The organism is Nitratireductor alexandrii (assembly GCF_004000215.1).
Taxonomy (GTDB): domain Bacteria; phylum Pseudomonadota; class Alphaproteobacteria; order Rhizobiales; family Rhizobiaceae; genus Mangrovimarina; species Mangrovimarina alexandrii.
Genome location: NZ_RBVY01000009.1, coordinates 184102 through 202255, shown reverse-complemented (window position 1 = coordinate 202255; position 18154 = coordinate 184102). Strand labels below are relative to the sequence as shown.

The window sequence follows — 18154 nt, the reverse complement described above, 5'->3', positions numbered from 1 at the left end:
GACCGGATCACCACGCGAAATTCAATGCGCCTCGTCCTCCTCGCATTGCAGATAGGGATCGTAGACCCAGCCGACGGCATTGTCTTCGGCAAGCCGTTCGACCGCGTACCAGGTCTTGCCGTTGTGCAGCCGCTCCTCATAGGGCCGCACGCGCACGCCGTTCGCCCAGGTGCCGAGGATGGCGCCATTCGGCTGTTCGCGGATGTTGAGCGGCGTGCCGGTCGGATCGGCGACGGTGCACACGCGCCCGATCCCGTCCTCGCCCGTGCAATCGAGATAGGCGCCGAACACCCAGCCCCAGGCTTCGGCATATTTGCCGACCAGCGCCCAGCGCGTACCGTCGTGGTCGCGGTGGGCGACGATCTCGACCTTGGCGCCCTTGTTCAGCGTCGACAGGATGCGCCCGTTGGGTCCTTCGCGCACGTTGAGCGGCGTACCCGTCGGGTCAACGACCGTGCACACGGGCGGACCGCCGCAGGCGCGCGCCGCACCGACGGCAAGCATGGCAAACAACATTGTGAGGCCAAAACAGGTCGTGTATCGCATGCCGGTCCCCCTGGTTTTTCAATCGATCCGCTTACAGCCAGCGCTTGCGCCGGAACAGATATAACAGCCCGACCGCGATCAGCACCATGATCGTCAGCGCGACCGGATAACCATAGCGCCAGCGCAATTCGGGCATGTTCCAGCTCGAATCCGGCGTGAAGTTCATGCCCCAGATGCCGGCCAGGAAAGAAAGCGGAATGAAGATGGTGGAGATGATGGTGAGCACCTTCATCACCTCGTTCATCTTGGTCGACACGCTCGACAGATAAAGGTCCAGCAACCCGGTCGCGAGCTCGCGATAGGTTTCGACGATGTCGATCAGCTGGATGGCGTGGTCGTAGGTGTCGCGCAGGAAGTAGCCCACCTCGCTGGGAATAAGGCCGAGCTCCTCGCGGCTCATCGCCGACAGCATCTCGCGCGCCGGCCACAGCGCGCGCTTAACGACGAGCAGTTCGCGCTTGAGCTGATGCAGGCGCCCGACATCGCGCGGATGCGGGTCCTTGGTGATCTTGTCCTCCAGATCCTCGAGCTCGTCGCCGATCGTCTCGAGCATGGGAAAATAGGCGTCGAGGATCGTGTCGAGGATCGCGTAGACGAAATAGGCCGCCCCGCGCGTACGGATCCGCCCGGCCGGCTGGCGCAGCCGCTTGCGCACAGGCTCGAGGCAATCGCCGGGACGCTCCTGGAAGGTCACCACATGGCGCCCGTCGAACAGGATCGCAAACTGTTCCTTGGAATCCACGCTCTTGCCGTCGAACATATGCACGACGATCAAAGCGTGCTTTTCGTAGGTGTCGACCTTGGGGCGCTGATTGGTGTTGGCGATATCCTCGAGCGCCAGTTCCTCGATCGAAAAAAGCGCCCCGATCGCGCTCAAAAGCTCGAGATCGGCCAGGCCGGTGACGTCGACCCACAGCCGCTTGCCCGACTTCATGGCCTTTTCGATCGCCGCCAGCGACGCGTCGGCGACTTCCTCGACATGGTCGTTCGAAATCACGGTCAGGCGGATTCCGGTCGGTGAGGCGCGCTCGTCATGCACCAGCGTGCCGGGCGGCGCGCCGACGGGTGCGCGATGGCGCGAGACGAATTTCGCCTTGCTCTTGGTCTTCCCGCTCATGCGGCAAGTAGGCGGAAAAATCGCCGCCGTCGCAAGGGCAAATGCGCCGGCGGCCGACGGCAGGCCGCCACCGGTAGGTTTCAGCGACCGGCGAAAACCCGCTTCGGTTTGAACATGCCCGCCTCCACGGCGCCGATCGCGACCAGACGGCCGCGCGCCGTGGCATAGGCTTCCGGCGCCTCCACCGGCGCGTCGCGGCCGCGGATGATGACCGGATTGCCGAGCCGGATGCGCTGTGCGGCGTCGTCGCTGATGGCGATTTCGGGGAGGCAGTCGAGCGCGGCGCCGGTGTCGACCAGCAACGCGTCGAGCGCGGCGAAGCGCTCCTTGTCGGGACGCGGGTCGGCGATGCGGCCGTCCTCCGCCGGCTCGCCTTGCGGCCGGGCCGCGGCGGCCGCGGCCTCGAGCGCTTCCAGCGTCACCAGATCGTCGGCGACGAAGGGGTCGACCTCGACCCGGCGCAGGACGGCGATGTGGCCGTGGCAGCCCAGGTCGCGGCCCATATCGCGGGCGAGCGAACGCACATAGGTGCCCTTGCCGCATTCGATCTCGAAAACCGCGCTGTGTTCGTCCGGGCGTTCGATGAGATCGAGCCGGCCGATCTCCACCTCGCGGGCGGGGATGTCGACGGCCTGTCCCTCGCGGGCGATGTCGTAGGCGCGTTCGCCGGCGATCTTGACGGCGGAAAATTGCGGCGGCACCTGCATGATGACGCCAGTATAGTTGGGCAACAGGGCGCGAATCTCGGCCTCGCTCGGACGTAGGTCCGACGTGGCCGTCACATGGCCCTCAAGATCGTCGGTCGAACGTTCCTCGCCCCAGGCAATGGTGAAGCGATAGACCTTGGCCCCGTCCATCACGTAGGGCACGGTCTTGGTCGCCTCGCCGAGCGCGATCGGCAGCATGCCGGAGGCGAGCGGGTCGAGTGTGCCGGCGTGGCCGGCCTTGTCGGCCTTGAACAGCCATTTGACCTTGGAGACCGCCTCGGTCGAGCCCATGCCGACGGGCTTGTCGAACACCAGCCAGCCGGAGACGGGACGCCCCTTTTTCTTGCCGCGCCGCGCCATCGCCTACGCCGCCCCCACCAAAACCGCCAAACGCCGCAAATCCGATCCCCTCATTCCTCGCCGTCCTCGTCATGGCCGAGATCGCGCGCAACCTCGGGAGAGCGCAGCAACTCGTCGATCCTGGCCATGTTGTCGAAGCTCGTATCGAGCCGGAAACGGAATTCCGGCATATATTTCAATTGCCTGAGTGCACCCGAAACACGCCCGCGAATGAATTTCGCATTGCGCGCGAGTGCCTTGATAACCGCATGATTGTCCGTCACGCCGAGCGGCGAAACGAAGGCCGTGGCGATTTTCAGGTCCGGCGACATGCTTACCTGCGAGATCGAGATCACGGTATTTTCGATCAGCTCGTCGCGCACCTCGCCGCGCTGCAGCACGTCGGAAAGGGCGTGGCGCACCTGCTCGCCGACGCGAAGCTGACGTTGGGAGGGCGGTTTTTCAGCCATGGGTCGTGGAAACTCCGTCCTGGGCGAGGCGCCAGAAGCGCTCGTCGAGTGCATCGTCGGGAAAGGCGCGCCGCGGCACGATCAGCGCGATGGCGGGATTGAGCCAGAAGAAGAAATGCGCCGCCGTGCGCTGGCCGCGCTCGAAGTCGCGCCACGCGGTACGGCTGTCGTCGTCGCCGATCTGAAGCGACACCGCCTTGCGGTCGGCAACCAGGCGGACGGGCTTGTCGGCAAGCTTCATGCGGCGGAAATTCCTGCGGCGCAGCCAGGGCAGATAGACAAACAGCCAGGCGACGATCAGCGCGGCCAGGCCGAGATTGAGAAAATGCTCGACGGCAAGCGGCGCTGCGCCGACAAGCGCCTCCACCAGCAACCAGGCCCCGACACCAATGTTGAGAAGCACCGCCGACCACAGCACGGCACGGCCGAACCGCCCCGTGCGCCAGCGCGTCCTTGCCTCCATCATGGCAAGATAGTCCTGCTCGGTCAGGCGGTAGCGGATTTCGATCCCGCCCTCATCCGGCATGTGTGGTGCAAGCATGGCGGGCTCCCGCAGAGGATCCCGACGACGACGGCCTTTGCGGGCCGCGCCGCCGGACAGCTTCGCGCCGGAACGCCGTTAGAGCGTGCGCGCCACCTCTTCCACGCGGAAGCATTCGATGACGTCGCCGGCGCGGATATCCTCGTAATTCTCGAAGGCCATGCCACATTCCTGGCCGGCGGGCACTTCGGCGACCTCGTCCTTGAAACGCTTCAGCGTCTTCAGCTTGCCTTCGTGGATGACGACATTGTCGCGGATCAGGCGCACGCCCGCGCCGCGCTCGACCTTGCCTTCGCTGACACGGCAGCCGGCGACCTTGCCGACCTTGGTGATGTTGAAGACCTCGAGAATCTCGGCATTGCCCAGGAAGGTCTCGCGACGTTCCGGCGACAACAGGCCCGACATCGCCGCCTTCACATCGTCCACGAGGTTGTAGATGATGTTGTAATAGCGGATTTCGATGCCGGCCTGCTCGGCGGCGTCGCGTGCCTGCCGGTTGGCACGCACGTTGAAGCCGATGATGGCCGCGTTCGACGTCTCGGCAAGCGAGATGTCGCTCTCGGTGATGCCGCCGGCGCCCGAATGGACGATGCGCGCGCGCACCTCGTCCGTGCCGAGCTTGTCGAGCGCAGCAACGATCGCCTCGATCGAGCCCTGGACGTCGCCCTTGATCAGCAGTGGGAACTCCTTGAGCCCGCTCGACTGCAATTGCGACATCATCTGCTCGAGCGAGCCGCGCTGGCCGGCATGCTTGGCGACAGCCATCTCGCGCGCCTTGCGCTGACGGTATTCCGAGATCTCGCGGGCGCGGGCCTCGTTTTCCACCGTGGCGAACCGATCACCGGCCTGGGGCGTGCCCTGCAAGCCGAGCACCTCGACAGGCATGGACGGACCCGCCTCGGACAATTGCTCGCCGCGGTCGTTGACGAGCGCGCGCACCTTGCCCCATTCGTTGCCGGCGACGATGATGTCGCCCGGCAAGAGCTTGCCGGTCTGGACTAGAACGGTGGCAACCGGACCGCGCCCCTTGTCGAGCTTGGCCTCGATGACGACGCCCTCCGAGGTCCGCTCCGGATCGGCCTTCAGGTCGAGCAGTTCGGCCTGCAGCAGGATCGCCTCGAGCAGCTTGTCGAGATTGGTGCCCTTGACGGCGGACACCTCGACATCGAGCACCTCGCCACCCATCGATTCCACGAACACCTCGTGCTGAAGCAGCTCGGTGCGGACCTTTTGCGGATCGGCCTCCGGCTTGTCGATCTTGTTGATCGCCACGATGATCGGAACGCCGGCCGCCTTGGCGTGGTTGATGGATTCGACGGTCTGCGGCATGACGCTGTCATCGGCGGCGACGACCAGGACCGCAATGTCGGTCGCCTGCGCGCCGCGGGCGCGCATTTGGGTGAAGGCGGCGTGGCCGGGCGTGTCGATGAAGGTGATCTTCTGCCCGTCCTGCTCGACCTGGTAGGCACCGATGTGCTGGGTGATGCCGCCGGCCTCGCCGGAAACCACGTTGGCGTGGCGGATGGCATCAAGCAGCGACGTCTTGCCGTGGTCGACATGGCCCATGATGGTGACGACGGGCGGTCGCGTTTCGCGGTTTTCCGGCTTGTCGGGAATGTTGAACAGGCCTTCCTCGACGTCGGATTCGGCAACGCGCTTGACCGTATGGCCGAATTCGACCGCGACCAGTTCGGCGGTGTCGGCGTCGATGACGTCGCCGGGCTTGAGGATCTGCCCCTGCTTCATGAAGAACTTGATCACGTCCACGGCGCGCTCGGCCATGCGGCCGGCCAGTTCCTGGATGGTGATCGTTTCCGGCAGGATCACTTCGCGGGCGATCTTTTCGCGGCTCTCCTGGTGCTGGGCACGCTTGAACTTCTCCTGGCGGCGACGCATCGCCGACAGCGAACGGCCACGCGCCTCGTCGCCGGCAAGCGCGCTGTTGAGCGTCAGCTTGCCGCGGCGACGATCCTCGCCGCCGCGCGGCCGGGCCGGCCGGGCCGGTTCGGGCGTGGCGATGCGCTTGGGCGGAAGCGACGGCTTGGCCTTGCGCTTGGCATCGCGATCATCGTCGGCGTCGGGCGCCGGGGCGGGTTCAGGCGCCCTGCGGCGCGCCTCTTCCTCGGCACGGCTGCGTGCTTCGGCCTCGGCCTTCAGGCGCGTTTCCTCCTCGGCCTGACGGCGCGCGGATTCCTCGCGCTCCTTGCGGCGGCGCTCATCCTCTTCGGCGCGGCGGGCGGCCTCCTCCTGGGCGCGACGTCGTTCCTCGACCTCGCGGGCCTTGGAGCCTTCGAGGGCGCGGCGGCGCGCCTCCATCTCCTCGCTCGACAGCTCGTTGAGCACCAGACCGGAGCGTCCTTCGGCAGCGACCGGCTTGGGCTGTTCCTTGGCGACCGGAGCGGGCGCGGGCTTGGGCGCCGGCTGGGCGCGCGGCGCGAGCGCGACCGGCGCCGCCGGCTCCTGCTTCTCGCCGGGGACGGAGAATTTGCGCTTCTTGGTTTCGACGACCACGGACTTGGTGCGCCCATGCGAGAAATTCTGGCGTACCGTGCCCTGCTCGACGCCCGGCCGCTTCAGGGTCAGGGTCTTCTTGGTATTCATGCTCAGCGTCTTGTCGTCGCCCGATTTCGTATCCGTCATTCCGTATCCTTGTGGGACGCCGTCCTCGCGGACTCGCCGTCAACTGTCTCGCGGCTTTCCGGGTGTCCGCCCCGGTACCGGTCCAGCGCAACAACGCGCCTTTGTGCCGCCGCGCTCGTTTCCGCACCGAGCACGGCAGCATGTATCACATTTGCCCCGCCGAATGCCAAACTCATTTCCGCTTCCGAAAAGAGCCTGAACGCCGGGATTTCGGGGCCGCCGGCCAGCAACACCGCGCGCCGGGCCTGATTCAGTTTGCGGATGCCGTCTTCCGAGGCTTCGGCTGCGTGTAGCGCAAACAGCGCTCGCCCGCTCCGGATGGCGGCATCGACCTTTGCCGCACCCAATGCCACGATCCCGGCCTTGCGCGCAAGCCCAAGCGCGCCAAGCGCGGCTTTCACAAGCAATCTGTCGACCTGCGCGCCGAGGTCCGGATCGGCAGTGACCGGCGTCTTCAGCGCCTTGCGGAAGATATTCTTCCTAGCCGCCTCGTCAACCCGCGCCCGTGCGGCGGTCACCCAGCAGCCGCGACCGGGAAGGTTGCGCTTCAGATCGGGAACGACGGACATGTCCGGCCCTGCGACGAACCGGATCAGATCCTCCGGCTCCGCCGTGCACCGCGTCACAATGCATGTCCGCTCGCCCATCGAGTCCAAAAAGCGCTCCCGTCACAGTTGCGGCGCGGCGCGGTCATGCGCCGGCAGCTTCCGTCGTTCCATCCTGGCCGACCTCTTCGGCGTCCTCGGCCGGCGGCGCAAGATCGTCCTCGGTGATCCAGCCCATCTTCATGCGGGCGACGACCACCATCTGCTCGGCATCTTCGCGCGACACGTCGAAATCGGTGAGAATGCCTGGATAAAGCTTGGTCTCGCCGTCCTTGCGCTCCTTCCAGCCGACCAGGTCGTCGACGGCGTAGCCGGCAAAGTCCTCCAGCGACTGGACGCCGTCCTCGCCAAAGGCCACCATCATGGCGGTGGTCACGCCGGGGATTTCGCGCAGATCGTCGGAGACGCCCAGCTCCCGGCGCCGGGCGTCGTTCTCGGCCTCGATACGCTCCAGATATTCGCGCGCCCGGGCCTGGATCTCGGCGGCGGTGTCGTCGTCGAAACCGTCGATCGAGGAGATTTCGTCAGCCTCGACATAAGCCACTTCCTCGACCGAGGTGAAGCCTTCCGAGGCCAGGACCTGGCCGACCATCTCGTCGACATTGAGCGCGTCCATGAACAGGTTGGAGCGTTCGACGAACTCCTTCTGCCGGCGCTGCGATTCCTCTTCCTCGGTCAGGATGTCGATATCCCAGCCTGTGAGCTGCGAGGCGAGGCGCACATTCTGGCCGCGCCGGCCGATGGCCAGCGACAATTGCTCGTCGGGCACCACGACCTCGATGCGCTCGGCGTCCTCGTCGAGAACGACCTTGGCGACCTCGGCCGGCTGCAGCGCATTGACGATGAAGGATGCCGCGTCGGGCGACCAGGGAATGATGTCGATCTTTTCGCCCTGCAGTTCCCCGACGACCGCCTGCACGCGGCTGCCGCGCATGCCCACGCAGGCGCCGACCGGGTCGATCGACGAATCGCGCGAGATCACCGCGATCTTGGCCCGCGAGCCGGGATCGCGCGCCACCGACTTGATCTCGATGATGCCGTCATAGATTTCCGGCACCTCCATGGTGAACAGCTTGGCCATGAATTGCGGATGGGTGCGCGACAGGAAAATCTGCGGGCCGCGCTGCTCGCGGCGCACGTCGTAGACATAGGCGCGCACGCGGTCGCCATATTTGAAGAGTTCGCGCGGGATCAGCTCGTCGCGCCGGATGATGGCCTCGCCGCGGCCGAGATCGACGATGACGTTGCCGTATTCGACGCGCTTGACCGAGCCGTTGACGATCTCGCCGATACGATCCTTGTATTCGTCGTACTGGCGGTCACGCTCGGCTTCGCGCACCTTCTGCACGATGACCTGCTTGGCCGACTGGGCGGCAATGCGGCCGAAATCCATCGGCGGCAGCTGCTCGGCGATGAAGTCGCCGGCCTGAGCGTCGGGATTGCGCTCGCGCGCCTCCTGAATGGAAATCTCGCGGGCCGATTCCTCGACCGCCTCGACAACTTCCATCAGCCGCTGCAACTTCATCTCGCCGGTCTGCGGGTTGATGTCGGCGCGGATATTGGTCTCCTGACCGTAGCGCGAGCGCGCGGCTTTCTGGATCGCGTCGGCCATCGCGTCGAGCACGATCTCCTTGTCGATCGACTTCTCGCGCGCCACAGCGTCGGCGATCTGCAGCAGTTCGAGACGGTTTGCACTGACTGCCATTTCAGTCTCCCTTCACGCGGACCGGCGTCCTGCCGATCCGTTTTCGTCATGTCTGCGGTTCGTTGTCGTTATCGTTATCGCCGTCGGCCTCGTCGCCGCGCAGCTTTTTGGCCGCCTGGCGCGCCTGCTTGTCCTTGGCCAGCGCGTCGCGGATCAATTCGTCGGTCAGGATCAGTCGGGCGTCGGCGATCGTGTCGTAGGGGATGGCCACGCTGGGCTCGTCGCCATAGCTAGCCTGGTCGCGCTCCAACACGATCCCGTCCGCGCCGGCCTCGGCGATGCGGCCACGGAACCGCTTGCGCTCGGCGACCATCACGACGGTCTCGATCTTGGCGAGATGGCCCTGCCAGGCCGCAAAGTCGTCCACCCTGACCAGGGGCCGATCGATGCCGGGCGAGGACACTTCGAGATGGTAGGCCTTGTCGATCAGGTCTTCGACGTCGAGCGCCGGCGAGACCGCGCGGCTCAGTTCCTCGCAATCCGCCACCGTCATGGTGCCGTCCTCGCGCTCGGCCATGATCTGCAGCGTCAGGCCGTTCTGGCCGGAAAGCCGCACCCGCACGAGGCGAAAGCCCATGGAGCGCAGCAGCGGCCAGATCAGCACGGCAATACGCGCCTCGAGACCGCTTTCGCGGATCAGGCGGTCATCATCACGTGTCGCGGCGCTTTCTTCGTGCGTCATGAAGTCTCCGACAGGGCCGCCGGTAACAAAAAAGAGCGGGACCGGCGGGACCCACTCTTCGTCATCGCGACCAAGAATTTGAAGCCGATATAGTCCCCGCGGGGGCAAAATGCAAGGGCAAGCGGTGCGGCCGCGACGCCGTCCCGTCCCGGCCGGCGCCTCAGGCGGCCTGCGGCTCGGCGCGCATCAGCATGCCGAACAGGTCGCGCGGATCGTCGGGATCGGCGAGCAGGTCGAGCCTGTCGAAATAAGGCAAGCTGGAAAGCCGGTCGCGCATGTAGCGCAAAGCCGAAAAATCCTCAACCGCGAAGCCGACCGAATCGAACAGCGTGATCTCGTCGCGCGCGGTGCGGCCGGCAGTTCGGCCGGCGATCACCCGCCACAATTCGGTGACGGGATGGTCGGCGGAAAGCTGCTGGATCTCGCCCTCGACCCGGGTCTGCGGCAGATATTCGACGAAGATCGAGGCGCGCATCAGGATGTCGCGGTGGAGCTCGGTCTTGCCCGGACAGTCGCCGCCGACCGCGTTGATGTGGATGCCGGGGCCGACCATGTTGTCGGTGAGGATGGTCGCATATTGCTTGTCGGCGGTCACGGTGGTGATGATGTCGGCGCCCTCGACCGCCTCTTGCGGGCCCCCGCACAGTGCGATGTCGAGACCGCGGCCGGCAAGGTTGCGCGCGCAACGACGGCTGGCTTGGCTGTCGATATCGTAGAGCCGAAGCCGCTCGACCCCGACCAGCGCCTTGAAGGCGAGCGCCTGGAACTCCGACTGGGCGCCATTGCCGATCAGCGCCATGGTGGCGGCGCCGTCGGGCGCGAGATGACGGGCGGCCAGCGCCGACATCGCCGCCGTGCGCAGCGCGGTGAGGATGGTCATTTCGGTGATCAGGACGGGATAGCCGGTGTCGACCTCGGCCATGACGCCGAACGCCGTCACGGTCTGGCGGCCTTCCCTGGTGTTCTTGGGATGGCCGTTGACATATTTGAAGCCGTAGGCCTCGCCGTCGCTGGTCGGCATCAGCTCGATCACGCCCTCGCGCGAATGCGAGGCGATGCGCGGGGTCTTGTCGAACAGCTCCCAGCGGCGAAAATCCTCCTCGATATAGCCGGCCAGTTCGCTCAGAAAGCGCTCGATGCCGGTCGCGTGCACGATGCGCATCATGTTTTCGACGCTGACGAAGGGCACCAGCGCGAGGTCGGAAGGGGCATATCCCATGGTCAAAAGCTCCGTGTGGGCCGGTCCATGATCCGGCGGCCGAGCAGGCTGGCGGTCAGGTCGACAAGCAAGGTGGCGGTGCGGCCGCGCTCGTCGAGGAAAGGGTTGAGTTCGACCAGGTCGAGGCTGGTGACCAGGCCGCTGTCGCTCAGCATCTCCATCACCAGATGCGCCTCGCGGAAGGTGGCGCCGCCGGGCACCGTCGTGCCGACCGCAGGCGCGATGCCTGGATCGAGGAAATCGACGTCGAGGCTGACATGCAAAAGACCGTTGCCGGCGGCGACACGGGCGATGAAGTCGCGCATCAGCGGGGCGGCGCCGTGCTCGTCGATGGCGCGCATGTCGTGTACCGTGACGCCGGCGGCCGTCAGCGCGCGGCGTTCGGCCGGGTCGACACTGCGCAGGCCGAAGGCGCAGATTCGCGCCGGATCGACCGGCGCCGGCAAATCGGGGAAATAGCCTTCGAAACCGGGCTGGCCGCTGGCATAGGCGAGCGGGACCCCGTGCAGATGGCCGCTGGCGGTGGTGTCGAGCGTGTGGAAATCGGGGTGGGCGTCGAGCCACAGCACGAAGAGCGGGCGCCCGCTTTCGGCCGCCCGCCGCGCCACGCCCGACATCGTGCCGGCGGAGATCGAATGATCGCCGCCGAGAAAGATCGGCATCGCGTCGGCGCTGGCAAGATAGGCGGCCTCGCCGAGGCCTTCGGTCCAGGCGGCGATCTCGGGCAGGGCCTTGAGCGCGGCATTGGCGTGGTGCAGCGTCCTTGTCGGCGCCCGGCGCGCGGCGCCCATGTCAATCACCTCGTGGCCGAGTTCGCGCAGCGCCGCCAGCAGGCCGGCCGTGCGCAGCGCGCTCGGCCCCATCTCGCAGCCCATGCGGCCGGCGCCGTCCTCGACCGGCGCGCCCACGATCCTGCAGCGCATCGCCAAAACTCCCGCTAAGCCTCATCTTGGCAGTGAAGCCCGGGATTCCGGCAGAGTGAACAGGTTTATTTGGCATATTTTGCAGAATATTTTATCGTTTCGGCAAAGAATTTTTTCATTTCGGTCAAAATATGGGCACGTTAGATCGGAAATTGATCACCTTGCTGCGGCACGACGCCCGGCGCAGCATCTCCGATCTCGCCATCGAACTCGGCGTCTCGCGGGCGACCGTGCGCGCCCATATAGAACGCCTGGAGCGGAGCGGCGAAATACTGGGCTATACGGTGATCCTGCGCGCCGACGCGGTCGACCAGCGCATTCGCGGCATCATGATGATCGAAATCGAGGGGCACGCCGCCGACCGGGTGATCCGGGTGCTGGGCGGGTTTGCCGAAGTCGCCACCGTCCACACGACCAACGGGCGCTGGGACCTGGTGGTCGAGCTCGGCACGGCCACGCTGAGCGAATTCGACGCCGTGCTGCGGCGCATCCGGCTGATACCCGGCATCACCGGCAGCGAGACCAGCCTGTTGCTTGCGACGCCGCGCTCGACGAAGGCACGGCTTTGACGGCGCTCAACGCCGCGTAAAGGTCAGATAGGCCGGAACGCGGCCCTCGCGCACGGCCTTGGCCTCGTAGCGCGTGCCCGGCCAGCCTTCATAGGGCGTACGCCAGTCCTCTGCCGAAGCCGCCTGCCAGTCGAAGGCGGGATGGGCACGGCAGTGCAGCAGCGTCCAGTTGACGTAGCTATCGATGTCGGAGGCGAAACGGAAACGCCCTCCCGGCCGCAGCACCCGCGCGAAACGGTCGAGGTTGGCTGAACTGACAAAGCGACGTTTCCAGTGGCGGCGCTTGGGCCACGGGTCGGGATAAAGCAGGTCGATGCCGGCGAGGCTCGCCGGCGGCAGCCAGTCGAGCAATTCGGTCGCATCGTCGTCATGAACGCGAATATTATGCCGTGGGTTCTCATCCAGCGCCGACAGCAATTTGGCCATGCCATTGACGAACGGCTCGACGCCAATGAAGCCGGTTTGCGGGTAACGCCCACTCTCATGCAGGAGATGTTCGCCGCCGCCGAAGCCGATCTCCAGCCTGATCTCGGCAATGTCGGCGTCGAACAGTTCAGCCGGCGGCGGCGCCTCGGCCGAAAGGTCGAGGGCCAGACGCGGCAGCAGGCGGTCGACGAGGGCCGCCTGCCGCGACCGGAGGGTCTTGCCGCGACGCCGGCCGAAAAAGGCCTCGGTGGCCCGGCTGCCGCGCCCCTCTTCCGTCATCGCGATATCGCCTCAGGCGGCGATCTTGGCTTTGCGTTCCTCGTCGGCGACAGCGTCCTTCAACGCCTTGACGAGATCCGTCTTCTCCCAGGAGAACGACCCGTCGCGACCGGCCTTGCGGCCGAAATGGCCATAGGCCGCCGTCTTGGCGTAGATCGGCTTGTTCAAATCGAGATGACGCCGAATGCCGCCCGGCGACAAGTCCATCACCTGGCGAATCGCCTTTTCGACCACTTCCTCCGGCACTTTTCCGGTACCCTGCATATCGACATAGACCGAAAGCGGCTGGGCGACGCCGATCGCGTAGGAAAGCTGGATCGAGCAGCGCTCGGCGAGCTTAGCGGCGACCACGTTCTTGGCCAGATAGCGTGCCGCATAGGCCGCCGAACGATCGACCTTGGTGGTGTCCTTGCCGGAGAAGGCGCCGCCGCCATGGGCAGCCGCGCCGCCATAGGTGTCGACGATGATCTTGCGGCCGGTCAGGCCGGCATCGCCGTCGGGACCGCCGATGACGAACTTGCCGGTCGGGTTGATATACCAGTTGCAGTCGTCGGCGATCGACAGGTCGCCGATCGACAGCGCCTCGCGGATATAAGGCTCTACGACCTGGCGCACTTTCTTGTTGTCCCAGGACGGATCGAGATGCTGGGTCGACAGCACGATCTGGGTAACCTCGGCGGGACGGCCATCAATATAGCGCACGGTCACCTGGCTCTTGGCATCCGGACCGAGTTTGGCGGCGTCGCCCTCGCCGGACTTGCGCGCCTCGGCCAGCAGTTCGAGGATCTTGTGCGAATAATAGATCGGCGCCGGCATGAGATCGGGCGTTTCGCGGCAGGCATAGCCGAACATGATGCCCTGGTCGCCAGCGCCTTCCTGGCCCTGGTTGTCGGAGGCGTTGTCGACGCCCTGGCCGATATCGGGCGACTGGGCGTGCAGCAGCACATCGATCTTGGCCGTCTTCCAATGGAAGCCGTCCTGCTCGTAACCGATCGAACGGATCGCCCGGCGCGCGGCCGAACGGAATTTGGATGGGTTGATGGCCGGATTGCCGGAGGCGTCCATCACAACATCGCCGGCCTTGTCCTTCTTGATCAGGGTTTCGGGCACGCGAACCTCGCCAGCGATCACGACCCGATTGGTCGTGGCCAGGGTTTCGCAGGCCACGCGGACCTTCCACGGGTCCATGCCGGCTTTTTTGGCTTCGCGGTAGACGAGATCGACAATTTCGTCCGAGATGCGGTCACAGACCTTGTCCGGATGACCTTCGGAAACGGATTCGCTGGTAAAGAGATAGTTCTGGCGTGCCACGGGTGTCCCCTCTGGAATGAACACGAAGGGCAGGATTGCCTACTTCGCGGGGGCATCTGTTAGCGAAACGAGCGCGCCATCGTCAAGAAACCAATCGCTTTTGCCGCCCGCAACGGAAAAATACCTGGCCTCGCCGCGCCTTTTCGGCGCGGTCGCCCCGTCCGGTTCGGCCTGCTCCGTGGCTACACTTCGTCTTCGGAAGCCAGGGCCTTGACCAGGTCGATCACTTTGCGGCGCACGCGGGCGTCGGAGATCTTCACGAAGGAGCGGTTGAGCTGAAGCCCTTCCGCGCTGCTGAGAAAATCCACGACGTAGCTGGTCGAGCGATCTTCGGAAAAACCCTTGTTTCCCGGCAGATGTTCGACCGGCGCATCCTCGAAAAAAAACGCTACCGGAACGTTCAGGATCGATGCGATCGCCTGAAGCCGGCTGGCGCCGACCCGGTTGGTTCCCTTTTCGTATTTCTGGATTTGCTGAAATGTCACGCCGAGACTTTCGCCAAGCTTTTCCTGGCTCATTCCCAGCATGTTGCGCCGCAGACGAACGCGGCTCCCGACATGAATATCGATCGGGTTCGGCTTCTTCTTGTTGTCAGGCATGATGTCCTCGCCGTTTATCACGGGCTTTTCGGTTGGCTCCAACGAATTCCCGCCAGATGCCCATGGCCCCAGAATCACGGGCGGCGAGAGAGAGGGCGATTTGGCAATTCATGCCTGCCTTTAGCGACTTTCGCACCTCAATTGGAACGTAACCGCTGACTGATATTCATACCACAAGCTAAGGTTGCAAAGAACAATATAATCAATAAGCCATTGCGCCCGGCATTAATCGTGTTCTGGTGTCGCCCGTCGGCAACGAAAAGCGCTGCATCAAGAACGCCGACCGTATCGAGCGCGAATGCATCGACGACCCGGCCTTTTTCGTCGACGATCGCCGAAATTCCGTTGTTTGCCGCCCTGATCAGCGGCATGCCGGCCTCCACGGCGCGCACCTGTGCCTGGCGGAAATGTTGATAGGGGCCGGCCGTGTCGCCAAACCAGGCGTCGTTGGTGACGTTAACGATGATGTCAGCTTGTGCGCTCGAGCCGGCCAGCAGGTCCGGGAAGATGATCTCGTAGCAGATCATCGGCAACGCGCCGATGCCACCCGGCGCGGACAGAGCCCGGCGCGCGGAGCCCGCCGAAAAGCCGCCGATCGTCTCGGCCACGGTTTCGAAGCCAAACCCCTCCAGCAACTCCTGGAAGGGCAGATATTCGCCGAAGGGGACCAGATGCAGCTTGTCGACGGCATCGACGATCTCGCCGCCGTCATTGATGGCCACGACGGCGTTGTAGTAGCGCGGCGCATCCTGGGCCGACGCTGCCGCCTCGGAACGCACCGCACCGAGGAACAAGGTCTGGCCGGTTTCCAGCATGGTGCCGATCGCGGCCAGCGCGTCGGGCCTTTCGGTGATGACAAAAGGCAGCGCCGTCTCCGGCCATACGATCAGCTCCGGCCGCTCCCGGCCCTCGGCGGGCGGCCTTGCCGACAGGTCGAGCAAGGACTTCATGATGCGGGCGCGCTCCTGCGGGTCCCACTTGCCGCTTTGGGACACGGAAGGCTGGACCACACGGACCTGGAGCTGCCGCCCGTCCTCGACCGGCGCCGTGCCGTAAATCTGAAAGAGGCCGTAACCGATATGGGCTGCGATCAAAAGCAATGCCACGGCGACGCCGACAAGGCGGTGGCGCCGAAAGCCGGTGAGCGCCGGTATGGCGAAGACCAGGACGGCGAGCGCGTTCATGCCGAACAACCCCACCACCGCCACCGACTGCATCAGCACCGGCAACGGCATGGCCGCGTAGCCGACCGCGTTCCAGGGAAAGCCGGTCAGGACGAAGCTACGCAGCCATTCGGCGATGCCGAAGGCGGCGGCGAGCGCGACGATGCGTCCGATGCCGTCAGCCCAGGCCAGGCGCGCGAGCGCGGCGGCCAGGCCATAGAAGAGCGCGAGCAGGGCAGGCAGGCCAAGTACGGCGATCGGCAGCGCCCAGGCGAAATTGTCGGCATCCACCAAAAGGGCGCGCCCGACCCACCACAACCCGGCCACGAAATAGCCGAAACCGAACCACCAGCCGACGGCGAAGGCGCCGCGCAACCGCCGCAGGAGACGGTCTCCGGGGTCGGGCGCCACGCCGTCGAGCAGCCAGACGAGCACGGTGAAAGAGACGAAGCCGGCCGGGAAGAAGTCGTAGGGCGGCAGCGCAAGCACGGCACAGGCGCCGGCCAGGAGGGCGACGACCGCCCGCCGCCAGCCCCACAGCAAGATCACACGCGCGGCAAGGTCGGTCATCCAGCTTTCCAGTCAGCGAATCAGGGGGCCGAGACTTAGCAATCCGGCCCCAGACTGCCAAACGCGGCTTGCCCGAAACCGGCGCCGGCGGAAAGCCTGCCGCGCGCCCGGCGCATCCGCCGGACACGTTGCGGGCGGCAACCTGCGTCAGGCTTCGTCGGCCGGATGTTCCCTGAGGGAGCGCACCCTGCGTCCGGGCACACGCAACTGCACGATGCGCACGCGTTTCACACGGCGCGGGTCTGCGTCGAGCACGTGAAACTCGAAACCGGGAACGGCCTGGACGACCTCGCCGCGCGCCGGTACCCGGCCGAGCGTGTTGAAGATGATGCCGCCGATCGTGTCGACATCCTCGCTGTGGTCCTCGGCGGCGAAGCCGTCGCCGATGGCCTCGGCGACGTCGTCGATCTCGGCACGGGCGTCGACGACGAACACGCCGTCACCGGCCTTGGTGATCATCGGCTCTTCGTCGTCGTGCTCGTCCTCGATGTCGCCGACGACCATCTCGACGATGTCCTCCAGCGAAACCAACCCGTCCGTGCCGCCATATTCATCGATGACCAGCGCCATCTGGGTGCGGGCAGCCCGCATGCGGTTCATCAGATCGGAGGCGAGCATGGAGGGCGGCACAAAAAGGACCGGTCGCGTCAGGCTCAGATCGCCGATCGTACGCGACAGGTCGACCTGGCCAAGATCGAGGTCGGCCGTCTTTGCGGCCACACGCTTGGCGCCGCGGGGCTTTTTCGGGCGCGCGGAGCGCGTCAACTGGGTGACGGCATCGCGGATATGGACCATGCCGCGCGGATCGTCGAGCGAGTCGGCATAAACGGGCATACGCGAATGGCCCGATTCCTCGAACAATTTCAGAAGCTCGCCAAGCGTGGTCGACAGTTCGACCGCCTCGATGTCGGCGCGCGGCACCATGACATCCTCCACCCGCACTTCTCGCAGGCGCAAAATGTTGTGCAACATGGCACGTTCGCCCGGCGAAAACGGAGCACTGTCGTGCTGGTCCTCGGCAAGCGCGTCGGCCAGATCCTCGCGCAAGGTCGACCCGTTGCGCCCGCGAATAAGGCTCACAAATCTCTGGACCAGGCCCCGGCCGCCATTTTGCGGCGGCGCCTCGGTACTCGAGCTTTCCTCGGGCGGTTCGCCCGAGCCCGCATCGTCGCCCGCCTCGGGCGCGGCGACGGCTTGTTCACGCTGGTTCATCGCAGTCGGTCATTCGCTCCGGTCAGTTGCGGCATAGGGATCGGCAATGCCAAGGCGCGCCAAAACGCGTCTTTCGGCCGCTTCCATATGGTCCGCGTCGTCGTCGGTTTCATGATCATACCCCAAAAGATGCAACAGACCATGAACCAGAAGATGAGTGAGATGGTGATCGAAAGGCTTTTCGTCCAGTGCCGCCTCGCGACGCACCGTCTCGAACGCGAGCACGATGTCGCCCAACATGGGCGGGATCCGGTCCGGAGCCGGATCGGGAAACGCCGGAAAGGAGAGCACGTTGGTGGGCTTATCCTTGCCGCGCCATTGCCGATTGAGCGCACGGATCGACTCATCGTCGGTGAAGGTGACGCCGAGCTCGCTGGTGCCGGAACGCAGATCCAGTTCGGCGGTCACCGCCCCCGTCGCCGCACCGACCAGCGGTTCGAGCTTTTCCGGAGACGCCCACGCGCCGGCGGCGATGACAACCGTCACCTCGACAGCGAGCGGGTCGCTTGCGGCCCCGCCCGGCAACAGGTT

Annotated in this window: 18 protein-coding genes; 1 reads left to right on the top strand and 17 read right to left on the bottom strand. The window is 65.5% G+C overall.

All coding sequences use genetic code 11. The features are described 5' to 3' along the window. Window positions 1–21 precede the first annotated feature (21 nt). The 11 genes from EP380_RS23805 to rocF form a co-directional block, all read right to left on the bottom strand. A complete protein-coding gene (locus EP380_RS23805; RefSeq protein ID WP_238719937.1) occupies window positions 22–546 on the bottom strand; it encodes an SH3 domain-containing protein in 525 nt (174 codons plus the stop codon). 31 nt (window positions 547–577) lie between these two features. Beyond that, complete coding sequence (corA, locus tag EP380_RS19535; protein ID WP_127600188.1) at window positions 578–1663, bottom strand: magnesium/cobalt transporter CorA; 1086 nt, start codon at window positions 1661–1663, stop codon at window positions 578–580. 80 nt (window positions 1664–1743) lie between these two features. Further along, entirely contained in the window at window positions 1744–2730 is a 987-nt protein-coding gene (gene truB, locus EP380_RS19530; RefSeq protein WP_127600186.1) for a tRNA pseudouridine(55) synthase TruB, read from the bottom strand. A gap of 50 nt (window positions 2731–2780) precedes the next feature. Further along, on the bottom strand, window positions 2781–3179 hold the full coding sequence (rbfA, locus tag EP380_RS19525; protein WP_106572528.1) for a 30S ribosome-binding factor RbfA: 399 nt from the start codon (window positions 3177–3179) through the stop codon (window positions 2781–2783). After that, the gene (locus EP380_RS19520; protein WP_127600184.1) at window positions 3172–3720 is read right to left on the bottom strand and encodes a YcxB family protein; all 549 of its coding nucleotides are present in this window, start codon (window positions 3718–3720) and stop codon (window positions 3172–3174) included. Before EP380_RS19520 ends, rbfA begins: the two co-directional genes overlap by 8 nt. A gap of 78 nt (window positions 3721–3798) precedes the next feature. Continuing rightward, complete coding sequence (gene infB, locus EP380_RS19515; RefSeq protein ID WP_127600182.1) at window positions 3799–6360, bottom strand: translation initiation factor IF-2; 2562 nt, start codon at window positions 6358–6360, stop codon at window positions 3799–3801. Next, on the bottom strand, window positions 6357–7007 hold the full coding sequence (locus EP380_RS19510; RefSeq protein WP_127600234.1) for an RNA-binding protein: 651 nt from the start codon (window positions 7005–7007) through the stop codon (window positions 6357–6359). The genes infB and EP380_RS19510 overlap by 4 nt, the downstream gene beginning before the upstream one ends. 43 nt (window positions 7008–7050) lie before the next feature. Beyond that, entirely contained in the window at window positions 7051–8670 is a 1620-nt protein-coding gene (gene nusA / locus EP380_RS19505; RefSeq protein ID WP_127600180.1) for a transcription termination factor NusA, read from the bottom strand. Between the two features lie 46 nt (window positions 8671–8716). Then, window positions 8717–9352 (bottom strand): ribosome maturation factor RimP, encoded by a 636-nt coding sequence (gene rimP, locus EP380_RS19500; RefSeq protein ID WP_127600178.1) that lies wholly within the window; start codon window positions 9350–9352, stop codon window positions 8717–8719. 160 nt (window positions 9353–9512) lie between these two features. Then, the gene (locus EP380_RS19495) at window positions 9513–10571 is read right to left on the bottom strand and encodes an ornithine cyclodeaminase (protein ID WP_127600176.1); all 1059 of its coding nucleotides are present in this window, start codon (window positions 10569–10571) and stop codon (window positions 9513–9515) included. 2 nt (window positions 10572–10573) lie between these two features. Then, on the bottom strand, window positions 10574–11494 hold the full coding sequence (rocF, locus tag EP380_RS19490) for an arginase (RefSeq protein ID WP_106572535.1): 921 nt from the start codon (window positions 11492–11494) through the stop codon (window positions 10574–10576). Between the two features lie 131 nt (window positions 11495–11625). On the opposite strand from rocF, the gene EP380_RS19485 reads away from it, so the two are divergent. Then, the gene (locus tag EP380_RS19485) at window positions 11626–12063 is read left to right on the top strand and encodes an Lrp/AsnC family transcriptional regulator (protein ID WP_127600174.1); all 438 of its coding nucleotides are present in this window, start codon (window positions 11626–11628) and stop codon (window positions 12061–12063) included. 6 nt (window positions 12064–12069) lie between these two features. Here the strand turns inward: EP380_RS19485 and trmB are convergent, their stop codons facing one another. The 6 genes from trmB to ybeY form a co-directional block, all read right to left on the bottom strand. Then, on the bottom strand, window positions 12070–12768 hold the full coding sequence (gene trmB, locus EP380_RS19480) for a tRNA (guanine(46)-N(7))-methyltransferase TrmB (protein WP_106572537.1): 699 nt from the start codon (window positions 12766–12768) through the stop codon (window positions 12070–12072). Window positions 12769–12780: 12 nt separating this feature from the next. Then, complete coding sequence (metK, locus tag EP380_RS19475; protein ID WP_127600173.1) at window positions 12781–14079, bottom strand: methionine adenosyltransferase; 1299 nt, start codon at window positions 14077–14079, stop codon at window positions 12781–12783. A 182-nt stretch (window positions 14080–14261) separates the two neighbouring features. Next, entirely contained in the window at window positions 14262–14678 is a 417-nt protein-coding gene (locus EP380_RS19470) for a helix-turn-helix domain-containing protein (protein ID WP_106572682.1), read from the bottom strand. A 137-nt stretch (window positions 14679–14815) separates the two neighbouring features. Then, complete coding sequence (lnt, locus tag EP380_RS19465) at window positions 14816–16411, bottom strand: apolipoprotein N-acyltransferase (protein ID WP_127600171.1); 1596 nt, start codon at window positions 16409–16411, stop codon at window positions 14816–14818. Window positions 16412–16558: 147 nt separating this feature from the next. After that, on the bottom strand, window positions 16559–17623 hold the full coding sequence (locus EP380_RS19460; protein ID WP_106572540.1) for a hemolysin family protein: 1065 nt from the start codon (window positions 17621–17623) through the stop codon (window positions 16559–16561). Window positions 17624–17632: 9 nt separating this feature from the next. Then, the gene (gene ybeY, locus EP380_RS19455) at window positions 17633–18148 is read right to left on the bottom strand and encodes an rRNA maturation RNase YbeY (protein ID WP_127600169.1); all 516 of its coding nucleotides are present in this window, start codon (window positions 18146–18148) and stop codon (window positions 17633–17635) included. Window positions 18149–18154: the final 6 nt, after the last annotated feature.

Bases quoted from the DNA above. Each gene is read 5' to 3' on its own strand.
- nusA (WP_127600180.1), bottom strand. From the start codon at position 8,670: ATGGCAGTCAGTGCAAACCGTCTCGAACTGCTGCAGATCGCCGACGCT.
- EP380_RS19520 (WP_127600184.1), bottom strand. From the start codon at position 3,720: ATGCTTGCACCACACATGCCGGATGAGGGCGGGATCGAAATCCGCTAC.
- infB (WP_127600182.1), bottom strand. From the start codon at position 6,360: ATGACGGATACGAAATCGGGCGACGACAAGACGCTGAGCATGAATACC.
- EP380_RS19460 (WP_106572540.1), bottom strand. From the start codon at position 17,623: ATGAACCAGCGTGAACAAGCCGTCGCCGCGCCCGAGGCGGGCGACGAT.
- EP380_RS23805 (WP_238719937.1), bottom strand. From the start codon at position 546: ATGCGATACACGACCTGTTTTGGCCTCACAATGTTGTTTGCCATGCTT.
- EP380_RS19470 (WP_106572682.1), bottom strand. From the start codon at position 14,678: ATGCCTGACAACAAGAAGAAGCCGAACCCGATCGATATTCATGTCGGG.
- lnt (WP_127600171.1), bottom strand. From the start codon at position 16,411: ATGACCGACCTTGCCGCGCGTGTGATCTTGCTGTGGGGCTGGCGGCGG.
- rbfA (WP_106572528.1), bottom strand. From the start codon at position 3,179: ATGGCTGAAAAACCGCCCTCCCAACGTCAGCTTCGCGTCGGCGAGCAG.
- rocF (WP_106572535.1), bottom strand. From the start codon at position 11,494: ATGCGCTGCAGGATCGTGGGCGCGCCGGTCGAGGACGGCGCCGGCCGC.
- trmB (WP_106572537.1), bottom strand. From the start codon at position 12,768: ATGACGGAAGAGGGGCGCGGCAGCCGGGCCACCGAGGCCTTTTTCGGC.
- rimP (WP_127600178.1), bottom strand. From the start codon at position 9,352: ATGACGCACGAAGAAAGCGCCGCGACACGTGATGATGACCGCCTGATC.
- corA (WP_127600188.1), bottom strand. From the start codon at position 1,663: ATGAGCGGGAAGACCAAGAGCAAGGCGAAATTCGTCTCGCGCCATCGC.
- EP380_RS19510 (WP_127600234.1), bottom strand. From the start codon at position 7,007: ATGGGCGAGCGGACATGCATTGTGACGCGGTGCACGGCGGAGCCGGAG.
- EP380_RS19485 (WP_127600174.1), top strand. From the start codon at position 11,626: ATGGGCACGTTAGATCGGAAATTGATCACCTTGCTGCGGCACGACGCC.
- EP380_RS19495 (WP_127600176.1), bottom strand. From the start codon at position 10,571: ATGGGATATGCCCCTTCCGACCTCGCGCTGGTGCCCTTCGTCAGCGTC.
- truB (WP_127600186.1), bottom strand. From the start codon at position 2,730: ATGGCGCGGCGCGGCAAGAAAAAGGGGCGTCCCGTCTCCGGCTGGCTG.